Origin of the sequence: Nostoc sp. 106C, from assembly GCF_002154725.1 — a bacterium.
Taxonomy (GTDB): Bacteria; Cyanobacteriota; Cyanobacteriia; order Cyanobacteriales; family Nostocaceae; genus Aulosira.
This window is the reverse complement of the sequence record NZ_MTAW01000003.1, coordinates 1-18,396: the sequence shown is the minus strand read 5'-3', so window position 1 is coordinate 18,396 and position 18,396 is coordinate 1. Positions and strand designations below refer to the sequence as shown.

General features: G+C 44.1%; 7 protein-coding genes. 5 read left to right on the top strand and 2 right to left on the bottom strand.

Annotation, left to right across the window (positions count from 1 at the left end):
* Positions 1-87 precede the first annotated feature (87 nt).
* Genes BV375_RS00045 through BV375_RS00030 form a run of 4 tightly spaced genes read left to right on the top strand, consistent with a single transcriptional unit; the run spans position 88 to position 14,260 of the window.
* Positions 88-3,300 carry a DUF6603 domain-containing protein gene (locus tag BV375_RS00045; RefSeq protein WP_086755932.1) on the top strand — a complete coding sequence of 1,071 codons (3,213 nt, stop codon included), beginning with the start codon at positions 88-90 and terminating at the stop codon, positions 3,298-3,300.
* Positions 3,297-6,809, top strand: coding sequence for a hypothetical protein (locus BV375_RS00040; protein WP_086755930.1), 3,513 nt, complete (start codon positions 3,297-3,299; stop codon positions 6,807-6,809). The genes BV375_RS00045 and BV375_RS00040 overlap by 4 nt, the downstream gene beginning before the upstream one ends.
* Before the next feature lie 42 nt (positions 6,810-6,851).
* Entirely contained in the window at positions 6,852-12,416 is a 5,565-nt protein-coding gene (locus BV375_RS00035; protein ID WP_086755928.1) for a hypothetical protein, read from the top strand.
* The gene (locus BV375_RS00030; RefSeq protein ID WP_086755927.1) at positions 12,413-14,260 is read left to right on the top strand and encodes a hypothetical protein; all 1,848 of its coding nucleotides are present in this window, start codon (positions 12,413-12,415) and stop codon (positions 14,258-14,260) included. The genes BV375_RS00035 and BV375_RS00030 overlap by 4 nt, the downstream gene beginning before the upstream one ends.
* Positions 14,261-14,395: 135 nt before the next feature.
* On the opposite strand, the gene BV375_RS00025 is transcribed toward BV375_RS00030, so the two are convergent.
* Together BV375_RS00025 and BV375_RS00020 are read right to left on the bottom strand one after the other, a co-directional pair.
* The gene (locus tag BV375_RS00025; RefSeq protein ID WP_243713783.1) at positions 14,396-15,904 is read right to left on the bottom strand and encodes a relaxase/mobilization nuclease domain-containing protein; all 1,509 of its coding nucleotides are present in this window, start codon (positions 15,902-15,904) and stop codon (positions 14,396-14,398) included.
* A gap of 245 nt (positions 15,905-16,149) precedes the next feature.
* Positions 16,150-16,674, bottom strand: coding sequence for a hypothetical protein (locus BV375_RS00020; protein ID WP_243713782.1), 525 nt, complete (start codon positions 16,672-16,674; stop codon positions 16,150-16,152).
* 944 nt (positions 16,675-17,618) lie between these two features.
* Here BV375_RS00020 and BV375_RS00015 point away from each other — a divergent pair.
* Positions 17,619-18,239: a hypothetical protein gene (locus BV375_RS00015; protein WP_086755925.1), complete on the top strand. Its 621-nt coding sequence runs from the start codon at positions 17,619-17,621 to the stop codon at positions 18,237-18,239.
* Positions 18,240-18,396 lie beyond the last annotated feature (157 nt).

Sequence of the window (18,396 nt, the reverse complement as noted above, 5' to 3'; positions counted from 1 at the left end):
GTGCTTACCTGAATGAATTAATCTTTGCTCGCTAAATAAAAACTGGGATGCTCCCGTGGTAGTGTTTCACTCGATAGCTTTTCTCGATTGCAAACGGCAGTCACGGAAATTATCAAAGGTATTAGAGAGATTAGTAATGCTCCTGATGCAGCCATTCCTGTCAAATTAAGAAATGATAATTTTAAGGCTATCTTTCCTCATCAGCTTTTAGATTACCTAATTATTAACTATTTAAATTCTTACCAGTCACGATTTGCTTTCTTTTTACGTTCTGTAGGGATAGTTAAAATTCAGTATTTATCTCCTGGGGGCAATCGCAAGCCCTACATGCACTACTCTCTCAATTTTTCAGATATTCCTGATATCTTTGCCAATCCCAAAAGAATTTTAGAAAATACTTTTGCCTGGGGAACTAACAATTTTGCCTATGATGAATTTCTCTATCAGGTCGAGAATTTGTTGATGAGTCTCGACATTGATGTGTTTATGGATAACGTGCAGGGTGTGGTCATTAATCGACTAGAGCAAAGTAGCGGACTCGATAATAGTACCATCCGAAAAGTCCTGCGAGGAGTTTTCTTTGAGCGCTATCGTTCGGGAGGCAGGTTAGCGGCTGAGGTTAGGTTGGTTGGTCTGCGAGGAGACGCAAGCCAAAAACCCGGAATTGCGATTATGCCTGCGTTTAACGGGATTTTAGATGTCAAGATGAATTTGGGTCCTGACATTGCTGTTAAGATTGGCAGCCAGTTAGACTTTCAAGGAGGAGTCGGATTAATTATCAGACCGGAGCGTCCCATTACCATCCTGACAGGATTTAATCAAGCTAATACTGCCACTACCGCGAGTGGAAGAATCACCGTTGTTGTCGATCGCTCCAATTTCGACAACCAGCCCATTGTCATTATTGGCTCTAGTAGCGGTACGAGACTAGAATATCGCAAAATTGGCGGAACTGGGGGAGTCTCTTTAGATAATCAAAATCGAGTCGATATTTTTGCCGAGTTTGAGGCCAAAGGACTCAAATTTATTTTTAAGCCTGATGGAGACAGTTTTATTAGAAAGCTACTGCCAGGAGAGGGGTTTGCTTTAGAAACTAACCTGATTTTAGGAATATCCTACTTACACGGGTTTTACTTCTTAGGCAGTGCGGCATTAGAAATTGATTTGCCCACTCATATTCAATTAGGAGTCATAGAACTTCAAAGTTTAATAATTGCCCTGCGGCCACAAGCCCAAAAATTGCCTGTAGACTTAGGAGTGACCTTTAAAGGCGATTTAGGCCCCTTAAAAGTGGTCGTCCAAAATATTGGACTGAGTGCTAATTTCTCATTTCCTGCTAATGGTGGAAATTTGGGGTTAATCGATCTTAATTTAGGCTTTAAGCCTCCTACTGGCGCAGGACTTTCTATTGATGCAGGTGTAATTAAAGGCGGTGGTTTTCTCGCTTTCGACTCCAACAGACAAGAATATGCCGGAGCGCTCGAACTGGTGTTTAGCGAGTTTTTGAACCTCAAAGCGATCGGTTTAATTACTACCAGAATGCCTGATGGTTCTCCAGGATTCTCTCTTTTGATCATTATTACGGCTGATTTTGGGACAGGCATTCAACTCGGTTTTGGTTTCACTCTGTTAGCGGTTGGGGGATTAATAGGATTAAACCGCACTATGCGCCTCGAACCTCTCACCGAAGGAGTACGCACTGGGGCAATTAACAGTATTCTCTTCCCCAGAGATGTGATTGCTAATGCACCTCGCATTATTAGTGACCTGCGGACTATCTTCCCTCCCGAAGAAGGTAAGTTCCTAATTGGCCCGATGGCAAAAATAGGCTGGGGTACACCCACACTGATCAGCCTCTCTTTGGGCATTATCATCGAGATTCCGGGCAATATTGCTATTTTGGGAGTCTTGCGGGTTGCCTTGCCGACAGATGAGTTGGCATTGATCGTACTGCAAGTCAACTTTATAGGAGCGATCGAATTTGACCGAAAACGGGTCTATTTCTTTGCCAGTCTCTTTGAGTCGCGCCTTTTGTTCATGACACTTGAAGGAGAAATGGGACTCCTGGTTGCTTTTGGTGACGATGCCAATTTTGTCCTAACCGTTGGTGGCTTCCATCCTCAGTTTAACCCGCCTCCCTTGCCATTCCCCAATCCTGCCAGGATCTCAGTTAACTACCTTAACGAAGCCAACGCCCGGATTCGAGTGATGAACTACTTTGCCGTCACCAGCAACACGGCGCAAATTGGCGCACATGCAGAACTGTTTTTTGGCTTTGATGACTTCAGCGTTGAAGGACATATTGGCTTTGATGCCCTGATTCAATTTTCCCCTTTTCACTTCATTATTGAGGTTTCAGCCTCCGTTTCCCTCAAAGCCTTTGGGGTAGGTGTATTTAGTATCAGTTTACGCTTCTCCCTAGAAGGACCGACTCCTTGGCGAGCTAGGGGAACAGGTTCTATTTCTCTATTTTTCTTTGATATATCGGCTGATTTCGACATTACTTGGGGAGAATCGCGGAATACGACCTTACCGCCTATTCCAGTCATGCCCTTGCTGCGAGGCGAGTTGGAAAAGTTGGACAACTGGAGGGCTGTACTACCTGAAACCAGTAACCTATTAGTTACTTTACGCAAGTCAGATACAGCAGCAGATACTTTAGTCCTTCATCCGGTAGGAGTATTGAAAATTAGCCAAAAGGCCATCCCCCTTGATCTACCCATTGACAAAGTAGGCAACCAAAAACCAAGTGATGCTAAGCGGTTCTCGCTGAACGTGACCAGTGGAGGATTAGAGCGAAAAGCCGATGCAACAGAACAATTTGCGATCGCCCAATTTCAGAACCTAGAAGATGCTAGCAAGCTATCCCGACGCGCTTATGAACCTCAGCATAGTGGATTGGAGCTTTCCGTAGAAGGACAGCAATTAGCCTCTAGCAAGATGGTGAAGCGGGTGATTCGCTACGAAGAAATTATTATAGACAATAACTTTAAACGCTTTATACGTCTTTTCTCAGTCTTCGTTGGTGTCTTGTTCAACCACTTTTTAAATGGAGCCAGTGTAGCTAAATCAGCCTTATCCCAAAGTTATCAACAGAAATTACAGCCATTTAGCCAAAAAATTGCTGCCAAATCCGATAGTTACGTAGTTGCTTTCCAAGCAACTAATAAGGTAGTCAGCAGCGAAGCAGCCTTTGTCAGCCAAGCATCAGCCAACGACTATTTACAACAACAGATTGCCCGCGATCCTAACTTGTCTGATTCCCTTCATGTCATTCCTACTCATGAGGTTCAAGTATGAGCGATCCGATTGCTACTTATTCCTTTCTACCTTGGTTGCGCCAAGGGATTGCTAATTATATTACGGCGAAAGACGGTGATCCCAACGTTAAGCTGAGAGCGACAATCCCCGTAACTCTTGAACTAACGGGAGAAGCGATCGCTGGTGGTAATCTAACTGAATCAATCACCAAAAATGTTGAATTATATTGCCCCGGAGATATTGCTGGGCTTTCACATAGCAAAAGTCCCCAACAAGAAGTCATTGAGTCAATTATCAAAATCGAGCCTCGGAACTGGATTACTAATTTTGAGCCAAACTACCTTCCCTACATTGACTTCTACCCTGAAGATTTTCCTTGGCGTTACACCCCTGCCGCACCTGATCAAAGTCTGAGTCGTTTACGTCCTTGGATTATGTTAGTGGTGCTAAAGGAGGATGAATTTAAAGATGGTGCGAATATTAGAGATAAACCCCTACCGTTTATTGAGGTGGCAAATCCGAGTGTTTTTCCCCCTGCGGAGCAGCTTTGGGCTTGGGCGCACGTCCATGTTAACCGTAGCTTGGCTGACGACATTGTTTCAAAGGATATGGGACTTGTCCTATCCAACTTCCAAGGGGTGCTAAATGAAAGCCCCGATCTAGCTTACTCCCGTATCCTCTGTCCCCGAAAGCTAGAACCCAATGCTGGCTATCATGCTTTCTTAATTCCCGTCTTTGAAACTGGCCGGTTAGCGGGACTGGGCTTAAATCCAGCCAACGCACCTAACGCTACCTTTTCCGCTTGGGCAAATTACGGCTCTAGAGAAGCCTCTAGCAATTATCCTTATTACTATCGTTGGTATTTCCGCACAGGCACATTAGGAGATTTTGAGTATCTGGTACGCCTGCTGAAGCCGAAGCCCGTCGATAGAAGGGTCGGGACGCGGGATATGGATGTGCTACATCCTGGCTCTAACCTACCAAGAATTAACATTGCCGGATTGGATGGCATACTCAAACTCGGCGGTGCTTTGCGCCCTCCCCTAAATCCACCCCCGAATAAGGATAAACTCTCCCCAGAAGAACGAATGGCGGTAGAACAGGTAGAAAAGTCAGAAATCTGGGATCGACCTTATCCACACCCTTTTCAAGAAGCTCTAGCAGCATTGATTAATCTGGCAGATGATTATGCGATCCAAACAGCCCAGGAGGCAAATACTAAGGCTAATAATAATTCTGAACTCGATCTGAGTGTCCCGATTGACGATGAATCCGATGAGAATCAAATCGATCCAGATCCTCTAATTACTCCGCCTCTATACGGACGCTGGCACGCCCTTACTCAAAGATTACTCAAAGATCGGGCTGGAAATCCCCTGTCTCCTAATGATAACTGGGTACATCAGTTGAACCTAGATCCTCGCTACCGGGTTTCCGCAGGTTTCGGTACCAAAGTGATCCAAAAATATCAGGAAGAATACATGAATGCTGCTTGGGAGCAGATTGGAGAGGTTTTAGAAGCCAATCGTCGGATTCGACTCGCTCAACTGGCTAAGGAAATCTCCTGGATCTGGTATGACCGACATTTACGACCGTTACGGGCAGCTAGTCTAGAAAAAGCCCTTGTTTTTACCGCACCCGTACACAAGCGCGTTATCTCGCAGGGTTTTACGGTGTACCATCAAATGGATACAAGTGTAGTACCAACAGCCGTCACTTCGGTGGCAATGCGGCGGATTGTTCGTCCTAGAGGTCGTTTGCTCAAATCCTTGCCTTTTGGGGGTCGAGTTCAGCCTGACACCATCATTGAGCGTATTAATAATGGTGAAGTTACTGCCGCCCCACCGAAAAAAACACCTTCAGGAATCGCCACAGTTGATGATGTTTCCAAAACTCTATTGCCTCCTAATGTGCCTCCATTTATTGTGGACTTGCTAAGGCGTTTTCCTTGGTTGCAATATTTACCTTTGCTCTTAGCATTACTAATTGTCATAGGGGCGGGGATTTTGGGGTTAGGGGGGATAGCGATCGCTTTTCTGGTTGCCCTATTCGGTCAGCTTCCACTTTTGGGGCTGCTTATTGTCATAGGAGTGGGGATTTTGGGGTTAGGGGGAATAGCGATCGCTTCTCTGATTGCTCTATTTCGCCAGCTTCAACAATGGGTTAAGCAAATTGAACAAGCTGATTCTATCCGAGAAGAAAACCAAACCCCAGAAGCCGTTGATCGCCTGCCGAAAAGCCCTGATTTTGTGCTTACTGAACCTGGTTCTGGCTCTAACCCTAGCCAAGGCACAACCGATAGTGCTGAAGCTGTTCGCTTTAAGACCGGACTTAAGGATTTATACTCGCTTTTGGGTGCTAGTCGCAAGGTTGGAGCGTTAGTTCCAAAAGACCGTTTGAATCTGCCAACAGTGACGGATGCCACTGTGCAAACCATCAATCCCGAAGTCGCTATCCCGCGTCGGTTGCAGTCTATTGTTTTGCTGCCTGATCGACTGAAAGCGGTTCTAGGGGAAGAATTCCAAGAAGTGATGGCTTACCCAGAAATCGATATCCCGATGTACCTGCCACTTTCTGAGGGGCGTTCTTCGGAACTCTTTCTGCCCAATATCAATCTAGTCGAGCAGAATAGTATTACGCTGCTGGAGACGAACCAAAAATTCATCGAAGCTTACATGGTAGGGCTAAATCATGAGTTTGCCCGTGAACTCCTCTGGCGCGAATATCCTACCGATCAGCGAGGCAGTTACTTCCGCCAGTTTTGGGATGTAAGCAGTTTCTTTGACACCGAAAACCTCAATAAAGAGCAACTAAAAGAGAAACTCAGAGATATTCCTCCGATTCATCGCTGGCGTAAAGATTCTAAGCTCGGCGAACATGATAATCGGGAAGAAGAAGGGATTCAGGAAGAGGATCTTGTTTTGGTTATTCGCGGAGAATTGCTCAAGAAATATCCTACAGCAGTTATCTATGCACAGAAAGCAAGATGGCAGACCAAGGATGGCAAGATTGACAAAACTCAACCAAGACAGTTAGTACAGCTTGAAGGTGCTGAAGCCGACAATCCTCCCAGAGATAAAGTGAAAACTCCACTCTATGGGGCAAAAGTAGACCCAGACATCTACTTTTTGGGATTTGACCTGACAGCATCAGAAGCTAAGGGCGGTACAGGAGAAAGAGAAACCGACGATCCAGGCTGGTTTTTTGTGATAAAAGAGCGTCCAGGCGAGCCTAGATTTGGTTTAGATATCGACAAAAGCAACCAAATTCACGTTTGGAACGATCTATCTTGGGAAGATGTTTTACCGGGGGAACCTGGGACTCATATAAAAATTGACCGCTCTTTTTCGCTCATTCCTCCGCCCTCTCCTCCTCAGAATTCTCCCCCAGATGTCAAGGCTGAAGCAAAAGCGAGAGAGCAACAGTACGATGAAGACAAAAAAATTACTTGGGACGCGAATACGAACTCAGCAGACTTGGCTTACATCTTATACCAAGTTCCTGTTTTGGTTGCGGTACACGCTTCGGAACTGCTGCCACCTTCTTAAATAAGGGAGTAGGGCGAACAAGAAACCCAATGGAGTTGGAATATGCCAGAGTTTGAAGACCGACGAGAACAACTACAACAAGCTCGTATTGACAAAGAACAAGCGCGCTTGGATTTGTTTGTGGCCAATAAGCAACTTAAAAAAGTCAAATCCCAGCAAGCACTTCTTGATCGCCTGTTTAATCCTAACAATCCTGACCATGTAGTACGCCGTCAGCAATTAAATCGCCAACAAGCTAGTCTTGAAGAAGAAGTCAAACGAAGACAAGCAACCTATAACCGTTTAAAAGAAGCCGAACGGGAATCCTTTACCGCCTTCATACCTCACAGCGATCCGAGAGAACAGGTAAATCAACTTAGCGATGATTACCCTTTTTTGCTACTACCCGTTCGCTTGGAAACTCGTTTTAGACAAAATCAGCTTTGGGTGCGGGTTTATCCTGATGAGTGCGCTGTAGATAGCTTTGAAGCGACACTTTCAGAAGTTGAAGTCAAAAATGCCCAAACCTACTGGGCCGATCGCTGGAGAGCAGGGGGTTTTGAGGAGCAGCGCCGAGGAGCTTGGCGGGGATTAGTGTCAAGTCATGGTTCTGGGCGTGCTACTTGGATCGTACAGCAATATCAACCCTTGAATCTTAACTCGGAGCCAAAGAAGGCAGCAGCAACCGATATCATTCTGGTGATTGAGACGGAGACACCCCTCAGTAATACAGAGCAAACGGCAACAGTGGCATACTGGAGGGCAGTTTGGTTAGCGGATGGTGATCGTAGCCTGGAAAATACGGCCCGTCTAGCTTTGAATGCTGCTGTAGGAAGCGATCGCGCCACAGAAATTATTCAGCAGTACCAACCGTTAAACCTGGAAGAAACTCCCCAATCCCCTTTAAAAAAAACAGACGTGGTGGTGAGTGTTGCTTTTGTTATCTTTCCTCCTTTAGAAAATACGACGACAAAGCAGCAATCTTGGTCACAAGCTCCTAAAGTCAACGTTTTACCCGATCGCTTTGTCCTAATTGGTTATGTCAACAACCAACAGGTATTGCTAACAATTGGCAACCCTATTCCTTTACCCCTGATTGTTGGGCCAGATCCCTCTGCTTCCCCCCAAGACCAACTCAGGCCAGACAATGGCGATCTAGTCATTGGCGAAGACATCAAGTGGATGGTGGACTTTGAGCGAGCAATTGAAGTGGGGATGGGCTTCAAAATCGATTTAAATAATAGTCAAGGCTTCGATCGCCTTCTGGTGTTGGGACTCCGCTTGAGTGCTGATTTACAGGAGAGTAAAATCCTATTAGAAACCCTAATTCAACACCATCACTACGGCAGGAGTGGATTTAGCCTCCTACCCCAAGGCACTCCTACCAATAATACCGATCGCAATGGTGCTGGTTTTAGTCGCGCAGATGATGCGGATGCCAGCTTTGATGACTATTTTCTCAAGTCTAATCAGGGAGAAAATGCAGATTCTCTATTTAGCGAAACTGACGATCCCTTACTCAAACGAGACGGTCAATGGTTGGCCGAATTTCTAGGCATCGATACTGAGGTGCTGAAAAAAGTACGTCATAGTGACGGCAGCGACCAGAGTGAAGCAAAAGCGATGAATATTGCGCTCTGTCCTGCTACCTTGGGTTACATGATGGATACTATGATGCGATCGGTCTTCGATCAAAACGCCATCGAAAGTACTCGCTCGTTTTTCAACCGTTTTGTCAGTGGTCGAGGCCCTATTCCAGCAGTACGAATTGGTGGTCAACCCTATGGTATTTTGCCGACAACGGTTTTTTCAAGAATTCGCTGGGTGTTTGCCGAGCAAAGTTCGATTTTTGGCACAAATATTAGCCGCTTTCTGGCTCGTTTCTATGAAATTTTGCGTCTTATCGACCAAGATTGGACAGAATGGGTTGAGGCTGTTTCTTTTGTGGGTAAACCAGGAGACGCTCATCAAACCCTTTTAGATATTCTGGCCTTAAACTCTGGATCAGTTGAGTATTACCAACGTTATGCCGAAAGCTGGGAAGACCTTTTTAACCGTCTCAAATTAGAGGGTCGTTTTGTATCGATCGCAGAAATCTTGATAGACTACATTCAGCGTGGCAAGAATCTTCTCAGAAAACTGGGATACGAAAGGGCGCAAAATCCTGATATTTTAGAGAAAATCTTTCTTTCTAGCCAAAATTTACTTAAAGGGCCTGTTATTGATGATCGCCCTTTATCAGAAACCGATCTGATCCGCGCTTATACACCTGATGGCGGAAATTATATTCAATGGCTCATTGATGCCGCTAATACTTCTCTAGATACCCTCAATCAAGAAACAGGATTTATTGATCAGCGATCGCCCACTGCTTTACTGTATATTTTGTTGCGTCATGCTCTGATTCAGGGATACTGGGACACTAGCATCCGCGTACACCTAAATGCCGAAATTCTCTCAACACGGGATCTGGTGAGAGTTTATAAAGAACCGAGTTTTATACATATTAGCAGTGCTGCCGCAACCAGTGAGAGCCGATGGCAATACCTGTACAAAACTGAGCCTCGTATTACTAATAGCGACTCATTGTTAATATCCGACTATATTAGCCAAAATCTCCGAGAACTGTTGGAAGCTCGGCATTTAACCGAGCAAATTGAGGCTCTCAAACGCCTTAATATTCCTACTGCGCGCCTAGAACGGGTATTTGCTGAGCATATTGACTGCTGTACTTACCGTCTAGATGCTTGGTGGTTAGGTTTAGTCAGCTACCAACTGCAAGGGATGCGAAATCGAATTAGAGAAGACAAAAAGACAGCCAAAGGACTATATTTAGGCGCATACGCTTGGCTAGAAAATATTCGTCCTGAAAATAAAATCTTAAGTCCTGTGGAATTAGAGCCAGAACTAAACGATATTTTTAACAAAAACGCCAAAACTCTTCTACTGAAAGATAGCACTAATGAAGGATACATTCACGCTCCTTCTTTAAATCATGCAGTCACTGCGGCGGTATTGCGGAATGGCTATCTATCCAATGCTACTCCTAACAATCCTCAAAGCCTAGCAGTCAATCTTTCCTCAGAGCGGGTACGTCTGGCATTATCAATGCTAGAAGGCATTCGTAATGGACAAAGTTTGAGTGCCTTGTTGGGTTATCAATTAGAACGAGGACTGCACGATCGCCACGACGTAGAAGTAGACCAGTTTATCTACAAACTACGCAAAGCCTTCCCCCTACGAGCAGATCATTTCAGTACCACCAAAACGCCTGACGATGTATCAATTGAAGCGATCGAAGCCCGAAACGTTGTGGATGGCCTAAGCTTAGTTAATTATATCAAACAAACAGGCAACCAAACCTATCCCTTTGGCAAACCGCCATCACTGCTGCCTCGCGGTAATTCTGCCCAAGAAGCTGCCATCAATGCCGAAGTTGAGCGCATACAGGATCTTCACGATGCAGTAGCGGATCTGGCCTTGGCAGAAAGTGTGCATCAGGCAGTTCATGGCAACTACGATCGCGCTGCTGCTACCCTCGATACCTACAGCAAGGGCAACTTTCCCCCCGATCCAGATGTGGTGCAAACTCCTCGCAGTGGCATCACTTTAACCCATCGGATCGGACTGCATCTGCAAGCAGGTTTACCCTCCGATCCGGGTTCAACTCCCCGTACTCAAGCAGAACCTGCTTTGAGCCAATGGCTAACGAGGGTATTGCCTCCACCTGACAAGATTGGCTGTCAAGTCACCTATCTCGATCCCGTTACCAATAGTTCGCTGCAACAGATTGTAACGCAACAGGATTTAGCACTTCAGCCGATTGATTTGCTCTATCTATTGCGAACTGACAGCCAACCAGCAATGACCGAACTCGATGATCGCATCCTTCTATATGTTATACAAATCTTCTCACCCCGTCCTGATACACACTTTCAAATTCAATATACAGAACGCTTAAACGACAAAATTAGCTTCTTTGAACTAGCACCAATAATGCAAAGCTTGCGCTCGCTGGTTCTCGGTTCTCGACCACTCAAAGCGAGTGATATTGCCTTACACAACCAAGCGACCAAAGCTCAAGCCGAAAAAGTGTTTAGCGATCGCCAACGTATCGATCTACCTCTTAGTCGTCTGTCTAACCTGAAAACCGAGCTAGAATCTTTCAAAAGTACCTTAGAAACGTTGTTGCAAGACGTAGATGCCTATCGCGCCCAAATTCTCGCTAACTTGGATAATTATATCACGACTGCCCTAGATTTACTACCTAGAGCGAGTTATTTTGGCATTGGGCAAACGGGTTGGGGGTTTGCTTTGGAGTGGAAACAGCGTACCTTTAGTGAGTTGCTTGATAAGGTACGTGAATTGGTTAAGCGATGGCAGGATCGATTAGACCAGTTTGATGGACTGCTCAATCAGTATAATGGACTGCCAGGGACAGCAACCGATCAAGAACGCTTTGACTTATTGCAACAAGCTGAACGTTTAATTTCAACCAACCTTACCGGTCCGCTTCCTGCTACTCCTAATGACTTGAGAACTGCCATCTTGACGAAACGTAGTGATTTTCTCAACAAACTGAATGATTTTAGGGGGGTTCTGACAACGACAACAACGGAACTTTCTACCCTGCTGACTACTATTCGAGGTTTGTTACCAATCTCCGATTTCGATCTGAGCGAGTTTCAGTTAACAGATAGCGAAGGGCAAATTATCCTGTTTACCACCGATTTATTGACTGTTATAAACAGTTTAATCCAAGAAATAGAGCGACGGTTACAGGCAGTTCAAGCTCCATTGACTATCTATGTAGCGAATACTCAGCCTACTGTACAGGTTCAGGCACTTCAGGATGCAGCAAAAGCTTTATTAGGGGATGAATTCCAACTCTTAATTGAATTTGAACTGTTACCCGATCAAGGTGACGAATGGGAAAAATCTCTTAATGATAGCCAGAACGGTGTTTTAACTAACTACTTAACCCAAACTGTCGGGATTGACTTTCCTATCGATGATTGGCTGTACGGTGCGGCGCGGGTACGGGGAAAAATGCACCATTGGGAACGTTTAGTGATGTTAACAGGGGCTTTTGGGCGTACAGAACCAGAACTACAACCGATTCAATTGCCCTATAGAAGCAAAGATCATTGGCTAGCGTTGCACTTTCCTTACGATCCAGCTAACAAGAAAGACCCGACTAAAAACTATCAGTTCGATGGCGATCGCCTCCTTTATACGGCACACTATAGCGTTCCTTTCCAAAAAAGTCAGCGACAATGTGGCTTACTGCTAGACGAATGGACGGAAGTAATTCCTAGCGAAACCGAAACGACGGGCATTACCTTTCATTATGACCGCCCCAACTGCGAACCCCCACAAACGATGTTGCTTGTCACGCCACCTGATTTTACAGGCAATTGGCAGTGGCAAGATTTGGTAGATGCCCTCAACGAAACCCTAGAAATGGCTAAAAAACGTGCTGTTGAACCCGCTCAAGTAGATAGTAGCGCCTATGCTCCTTTCCTGCCGTCCACCGTCATGACAGTTACCCTTTATCAAATCACGATCGCTGTCAACTTAGCACTCAATAACAAAGTTCTAGACATTTTGACGAGAGAAGACTCATGACCAACCGTTTCACCATTACCAATATCCGCGACGCTCTGGTGAGCCGACAGTTCCCAACCGTCACCGCTTGGAATCGCTTAGAAGGTCGTCCGCGCACTGCCAATTTTGACCGCGCCCTCAAAGCTGAGATCCGCGATGCTCTGTGGATGTTGACGAAGCAGTGGCAACTGGGAGAATTTCAGGGAGATGATGCGGGATCTCCTGTTTTTGCTAAATTACACCTCGATACGACTCGTCTTACCAAATATCAGGCAGCAAGTAATCCTGTAGAAGCTTTTGAAACGGCGGTTCCTCTAGAAGCCAAAGTAGAACGCCGTCCAATTCCCTTTACACTAGCAGGGCAAGAGATTTCCCTTGACCTACGTTTGTTGATGGGAAGGCAGTGGCTGAAACTGGTGCGCTCTGTGGGTAACTTTACTCAAGGGTATCTTGATCGCTATCCGATTGCTTTGCCGAATCCTAGCCTTAAAAAAGATGCTCAATTGTGCGCTCATCAGGAAGTGTGGCAGACTTTTGCTGCCGTTGCAGGTCGTCGCCTGGATGGTTACAAGCTCTATTTATACTTGAAAGAAAGCACCACCCATCACGCCTACGATGGCATTCTTGTCCCCGATGCCGATAAATTTGCTATTGATACGCTTGCCACTAAATTTATCAACTGGTTCGAGACACTGTACTATCAACCTTCTAGCGAAGATGCTTGGCAACCTAGCCGTTTAGAGTATCAGTTTGCTTGTTCTGCTCCGACTTCCACAGGCGAAAAAGTCTACAGGGCGGAGGAATATTATCAAGGGCATCTAGATTGGTACAATTTTGACCTCGATCCCACTTCTGGGGGACTAGGCACTCCCCCTGCCTCCCCTGCTCCTCCTGCCACTGATACCCAGACCCTAATTCCGGTTCCTATTACCTTTGAAGGGATGCCTAACACTCGTTGGTGGGCGTTTGAAGACCGCCTCACTAATTTTGGAGACATTAAACCTGATACTACCGATTTAGCAAAACTCCTGTTGATCGAATTTGGGTTAGTCTATGCCAACGACTGGTTCCTCATTCCCTACACACTCCCTGTTGGCAGCATCGCCCGTATTCGCGGCATGATGGTCACAAATGTTTTTGGTGAACGTTTCTGGATTGAAGCTGCCGGAAGTGGCCTTGATGATAACTGGCAACGTTGGAGTATGTTTACGATTAATACCAAAGGGAATGCCAAGGAAGTTGCCGATACCAGCTTATTGTTACTGCCAACAGTTCCCAAAATTCAAGAAAGCAGTCCTTTAGAAGAAGTGATGTTGATAAGAGACGAGATGGCGAACATGGTATGGGCGATCGAGAAAACCATTCCTCTTGCTAGCGGCAATAGCAAAGCAGGCAGCGAAGCCGCGATCGAGACTCACAATTATTATCAAAGAATACTTTCGCCCACCCCATCTGTTACCCCTGTACCCACTTCTCCACCTAATAATGCAAATATTAGTTACTTGGCGATGACTAGCGTGCCAGAACACTGGATTCCATTTATTCCCGTTCATTTAAAAGATGATGTTCGTGAAATTCAACTGCAACGAGCTGCTATGCCCCGCATTTTGGAAGGCGATTCTTCAAAACCTCGAAAGGTACGTCCTCGCACAGTGTTGATGCAATTTGGTTTAGACGAGAAAAAGCCGTACTTTATCCATGAAGAGGAAGTTCCCTGTGCTGGTATTCGAGTTGCCCAGTCGTTCCAACGTACCCGTTGGAATGATGGTCGCACCTTTGTGTGGTTCGGCGTTCGGAAGCAAACAGGACGAGGTGAAGGTTCTAGTGGTTTAGCTTTTGATCAGATTGTAGATATGAAATCCTAGTGTCGATTAACAAATTAACTGGTTTATTGCCAAATTTTGATACTGTTAGCCCAATGTTTCTTAACGTCCCGAACCCAGGAGATGTGCAACTGTAGTAATTCTCGGTAAATTAAATTTTCTCTACCTACAGATTTACTACTGCTCAATACCTCTTTGCGATCGCTGTTTATTCATTAATACTTGTTGCGTAAAAAAACGCAAACTTTCAATCTGCTCAATTTCGTTTGTTGTTAGTCGAGTTGGTATCTCTTCGTACCAGTTTCTCTGACTGTAGCAGGTTTGCATCACAGGAGTATTATCTCCATGACGGTAAACACTCAGAGTATTGCTATCTAAGCTGGCACTCAACTCCCGTCCTTTGATACGGAAGTTATTGGTAACAAGCATATAGTCAGTGATTATAGAAGGCAAATGTTTGAGAATAGAAGGCAGAAGGTTAAGAGAAAGAGGAACATGGGAAGATTGCTCTTCCAGGAATTGTTTAGCAGTGAGACCGTTTTCTTCTGAAATATTCTGTTGTGGGTACTGTTTTTGGGGATGCGGCTGAACTTGTTTCTTAGTGTTATTTGCTTTCAATGTGGGTTTGTCTTCCAATAATTTGGATTGTATTACTGGAATCTCACTTGGATAATTACTGTTTAGTGTATATGTACTAACAAGTGTTTTGGAGTTACTATCGGTATCACTATTACTATCACTTGTACTGCTATTAGTAGGTTTATCACTATATAAGTAATCATTATTACTTAATATTCTGCTATTTATGCGAGCAATTGCTTTGGCTTTAGCTTGTTGAATTACTTCTTTATCTTTATCTGGGTCGTATATGATTCCATATTCAGACCGCAGTTTGTTCCAACTATAGAGTTTGTATACTTGATAACCAGCGATTTTCACATCATTATGGATGTAGGTAAAGCCTAGTAGTTCCTCCCCCCGCATTTTAGGCAATACCCCAATGTTGTTTTCCTCCAAGCGTTGAATGAATGTGGAGACAGTAGGACTATCCTTGATGGCTTCTCCTATTGCTTGGCGAATAACTTCCTTACTTGTTGGGGTTTTGTGCTTACTGTTGACTGCTCTAATACTTTTTGATCGGTTGGGACTGGTAAGTGTGATTACTCCGTACTCTTGCTCTAACCTAGAGGCGATGGCTTCATTTGTTGTCGGTGTTACCTCTAATCCTAGTTCCGCTGCGATGCGTCTAGTTGAGACTTGGGAGTTGAAATAATCATAGGAATCATTAACTAAGCTGCCATCTAACCGAATCCGGGAGGCGATTATATGCAGGTGTTCGTGGTTGCGATCGTGGTGGCGTACTGCAACAAACTGACTGGTAGGTGCTACAGATGATTCTTCTTTGGGCAAGTATCCCATATCCTTGAGATATTCTCTTGCTACATAACTGTACTGACTGTTGGATAAATGCTCGTGGTAGTTCGGGCGGTGTGCGATTGAGATGATGAGGTGAGCGCACTGCCGTTTAACTGCTTTGTTGGTGTACTTGATGGTGAGAAACTGCTGGTTAAATTCATCTGGCTTTGTTCCCATCATATTAGTATCGACAATCGCAGCATCATCTTTCCCCAAGACATACTTGAGCGTATCGAGAAAATTGGGTTTTTTGTAGATGACAGGAATCAAATTGAGGTTAGGGTTTAGTAGCTAAAAAGGTTTTTCTAACCTAGCAATTCTACTTAGAAACGCAAAGGACTTGGCTGTAAAGATTTGAACAAAGTTTAATTCTTACTTAATCTCAACTAATATCAATAAATAAAATAGAGATTTATCGCTTCTTAATTTCTCCACTTTCTATATATATCAGCACTTATATCGAAGTATTCAAATTTGAATACTTCGATATTGATTAGTATAAGTTCTCAATAAGCTTATTTTTCTACTTCTTGGTTGTGTACAGGATTCTCAGCGTCTTGTTTAGAGCCTGCGATCTCTATATTAAATGCAGCAGCAATGGTTTTATCTACGAGTGCGATCGCAATTTTGACTTGGTTGATAATTTGCTGGTTGTTTGTTTCCTTGGCAAGGTGAGATAACATCATCAGTTCGCTTTTGAGGGTTCCTGCCGTAGCACGGATGGTTATTACATCTGCGGGTGGTTTTGCTGCTAGCACCCGTCTTAACCCACATGAACGTAGATACTCAGATGCCGTTTGGCCTGTAGCGGTGGCTTTCTCCTTAATGGCGTTTTTTTCTTCCTCAAAGACGTATACCTTAACTAATTTGGTTCTTTTAGCAGGCCTATTTACCATACCTTGTTCAATCATTGGACTGAGGGAAGCATGACGCTTTTCTGTACTATGCCAGGGAACTCGTCGGACAACCAAAAAATCCACTTTTCTCACGCACACTACCATTGCGGGTAATATGGCCGTTATCCTTGGTATAACTGACATTGCGGCTATATGACTCTAGTAATAGTACTGTAACTGCTGTGAAATCGCTTTTACAAGCATTATGCTGCTAGGGTCGAACTATGCGATCGCAGATTATCGTCTATGTAAAAATACTTGCTTCATTATAAAATCTATTCTTTATTTCCTGTCCTTGACTAGAGAAGGAGCATATAGTGTTTTTTGTTAAAAATAATACATATTTTATTTATTGTAGAACGCTGAGAGCAGTGCAGTAATCGTGCCATTGTAGTTAGGAAAAAGATTATCGGTCAATAATTAAGTGTGCGATCGTGAAACTTAGTCTATGTATATAGACTTAACTTGATGTATAAAGTAACCTATAAACGATTTGTTTAAAATTGAGCGTATGTTAATTGGATTAAACTTATACTACAATTTTGTATTTTTGTAGTATATAACAATATGAGTCGCATAGAACTTATTATCAATTAATTGTGATTATTGAGAATAAATCTAGGTTGAAATAGGCCTATTTGCCATACCTTGTTTACTAGCGTGATTGCACCAAGTGCGAGGGTAGGTTCTAGTAAAGTGTGCGGTGAGTACGGAAAAAGTAAGCAGAGAGTAAACGGTGAGTACTAGGGAAGTGCATGTGTCTTATGCAGGTCTAATTTAAATGGAAAAAGCATACTAAATCAATAATTTAACTAACAAATAGAGATTTTTCACCTACTTAGTCAGTGAGTACTCGGCAAGTTGCGGGAGAGTACTGAGGAAGTAGCTTGGGGCGTACAGATATAGTAATTTTAGTCACTTCTACATTACTGGAAATCTTGATTAAGCCTATCGGATAAGTGATTTTAATATTACTAATTACTACAGTATGTAGTATAAAATTGGCTAATGTAATTTGAGTTAATTAGGTTAAAAGTTGAGATTGTTTTATTACTGTTGATTGTTGTAACTAACTCGGAGGGAGAATTATGCCAAGGAAGGTGCAATCAGATTATGTAGAATTGTCAGTGGCAAGAAAGAAAGGTTCTAGTGAAGCGAGATTGTTGCAATACCTGAAGGACAGTGAAAAGGGAGGGGGGGATATGATAATGGAGGCGATAATTCCTCTCTATCTCCCCTATATGCTCTACTCAGAGGGTGTAAGGGGTGAAAAATTATCTTCGTGCGTATTAGATGCGATCGCGCAGTTGGAAGTACAAATAATTAAGATGAAACGGGCTTTCGGGATGGAGGGACTTGCCCAAGTAGTGCTAGTGCAGCCTTATGGTAGTGGACTTCCCCCTTCTGCTGCAACTACCACACAACCTCATGGTAGTGGAGTTTTTTCTGTGATGGCTGCAACTGATATTCAGGCTCAAGCAGAGAAGAGTGCGAGTTTTTTTACGGGCGTAGTTTCGACCGATGATGTTTCTGTTTCATCATCAGAGGTGAGTGTTAAGCAGAGTTCAGTTCAATCACCAGTGCCGCTTGTTGTGGAGGAACAGTCTTTTCAAGAGGAAGATTTGGATGATGATTTCTTCAATGATGATGAAGATGATGTGATTGCTAAAGCAGAGATAGAAGTTGATCCGGGATTTCGTTTAGAGTAAGGAAACTGTGTCCAGCGATCTCATTTGTAGATTGTCCACCCCATAGATTTGGGTATCAAGGTGTGAGGTCATCGTCTGCGCTGCAAAAAAATGGATGATAATGGCGTTGTTGCGTGAATAGGCAAAATGGTAAATTTTACCTATCGCCGATGTTCGC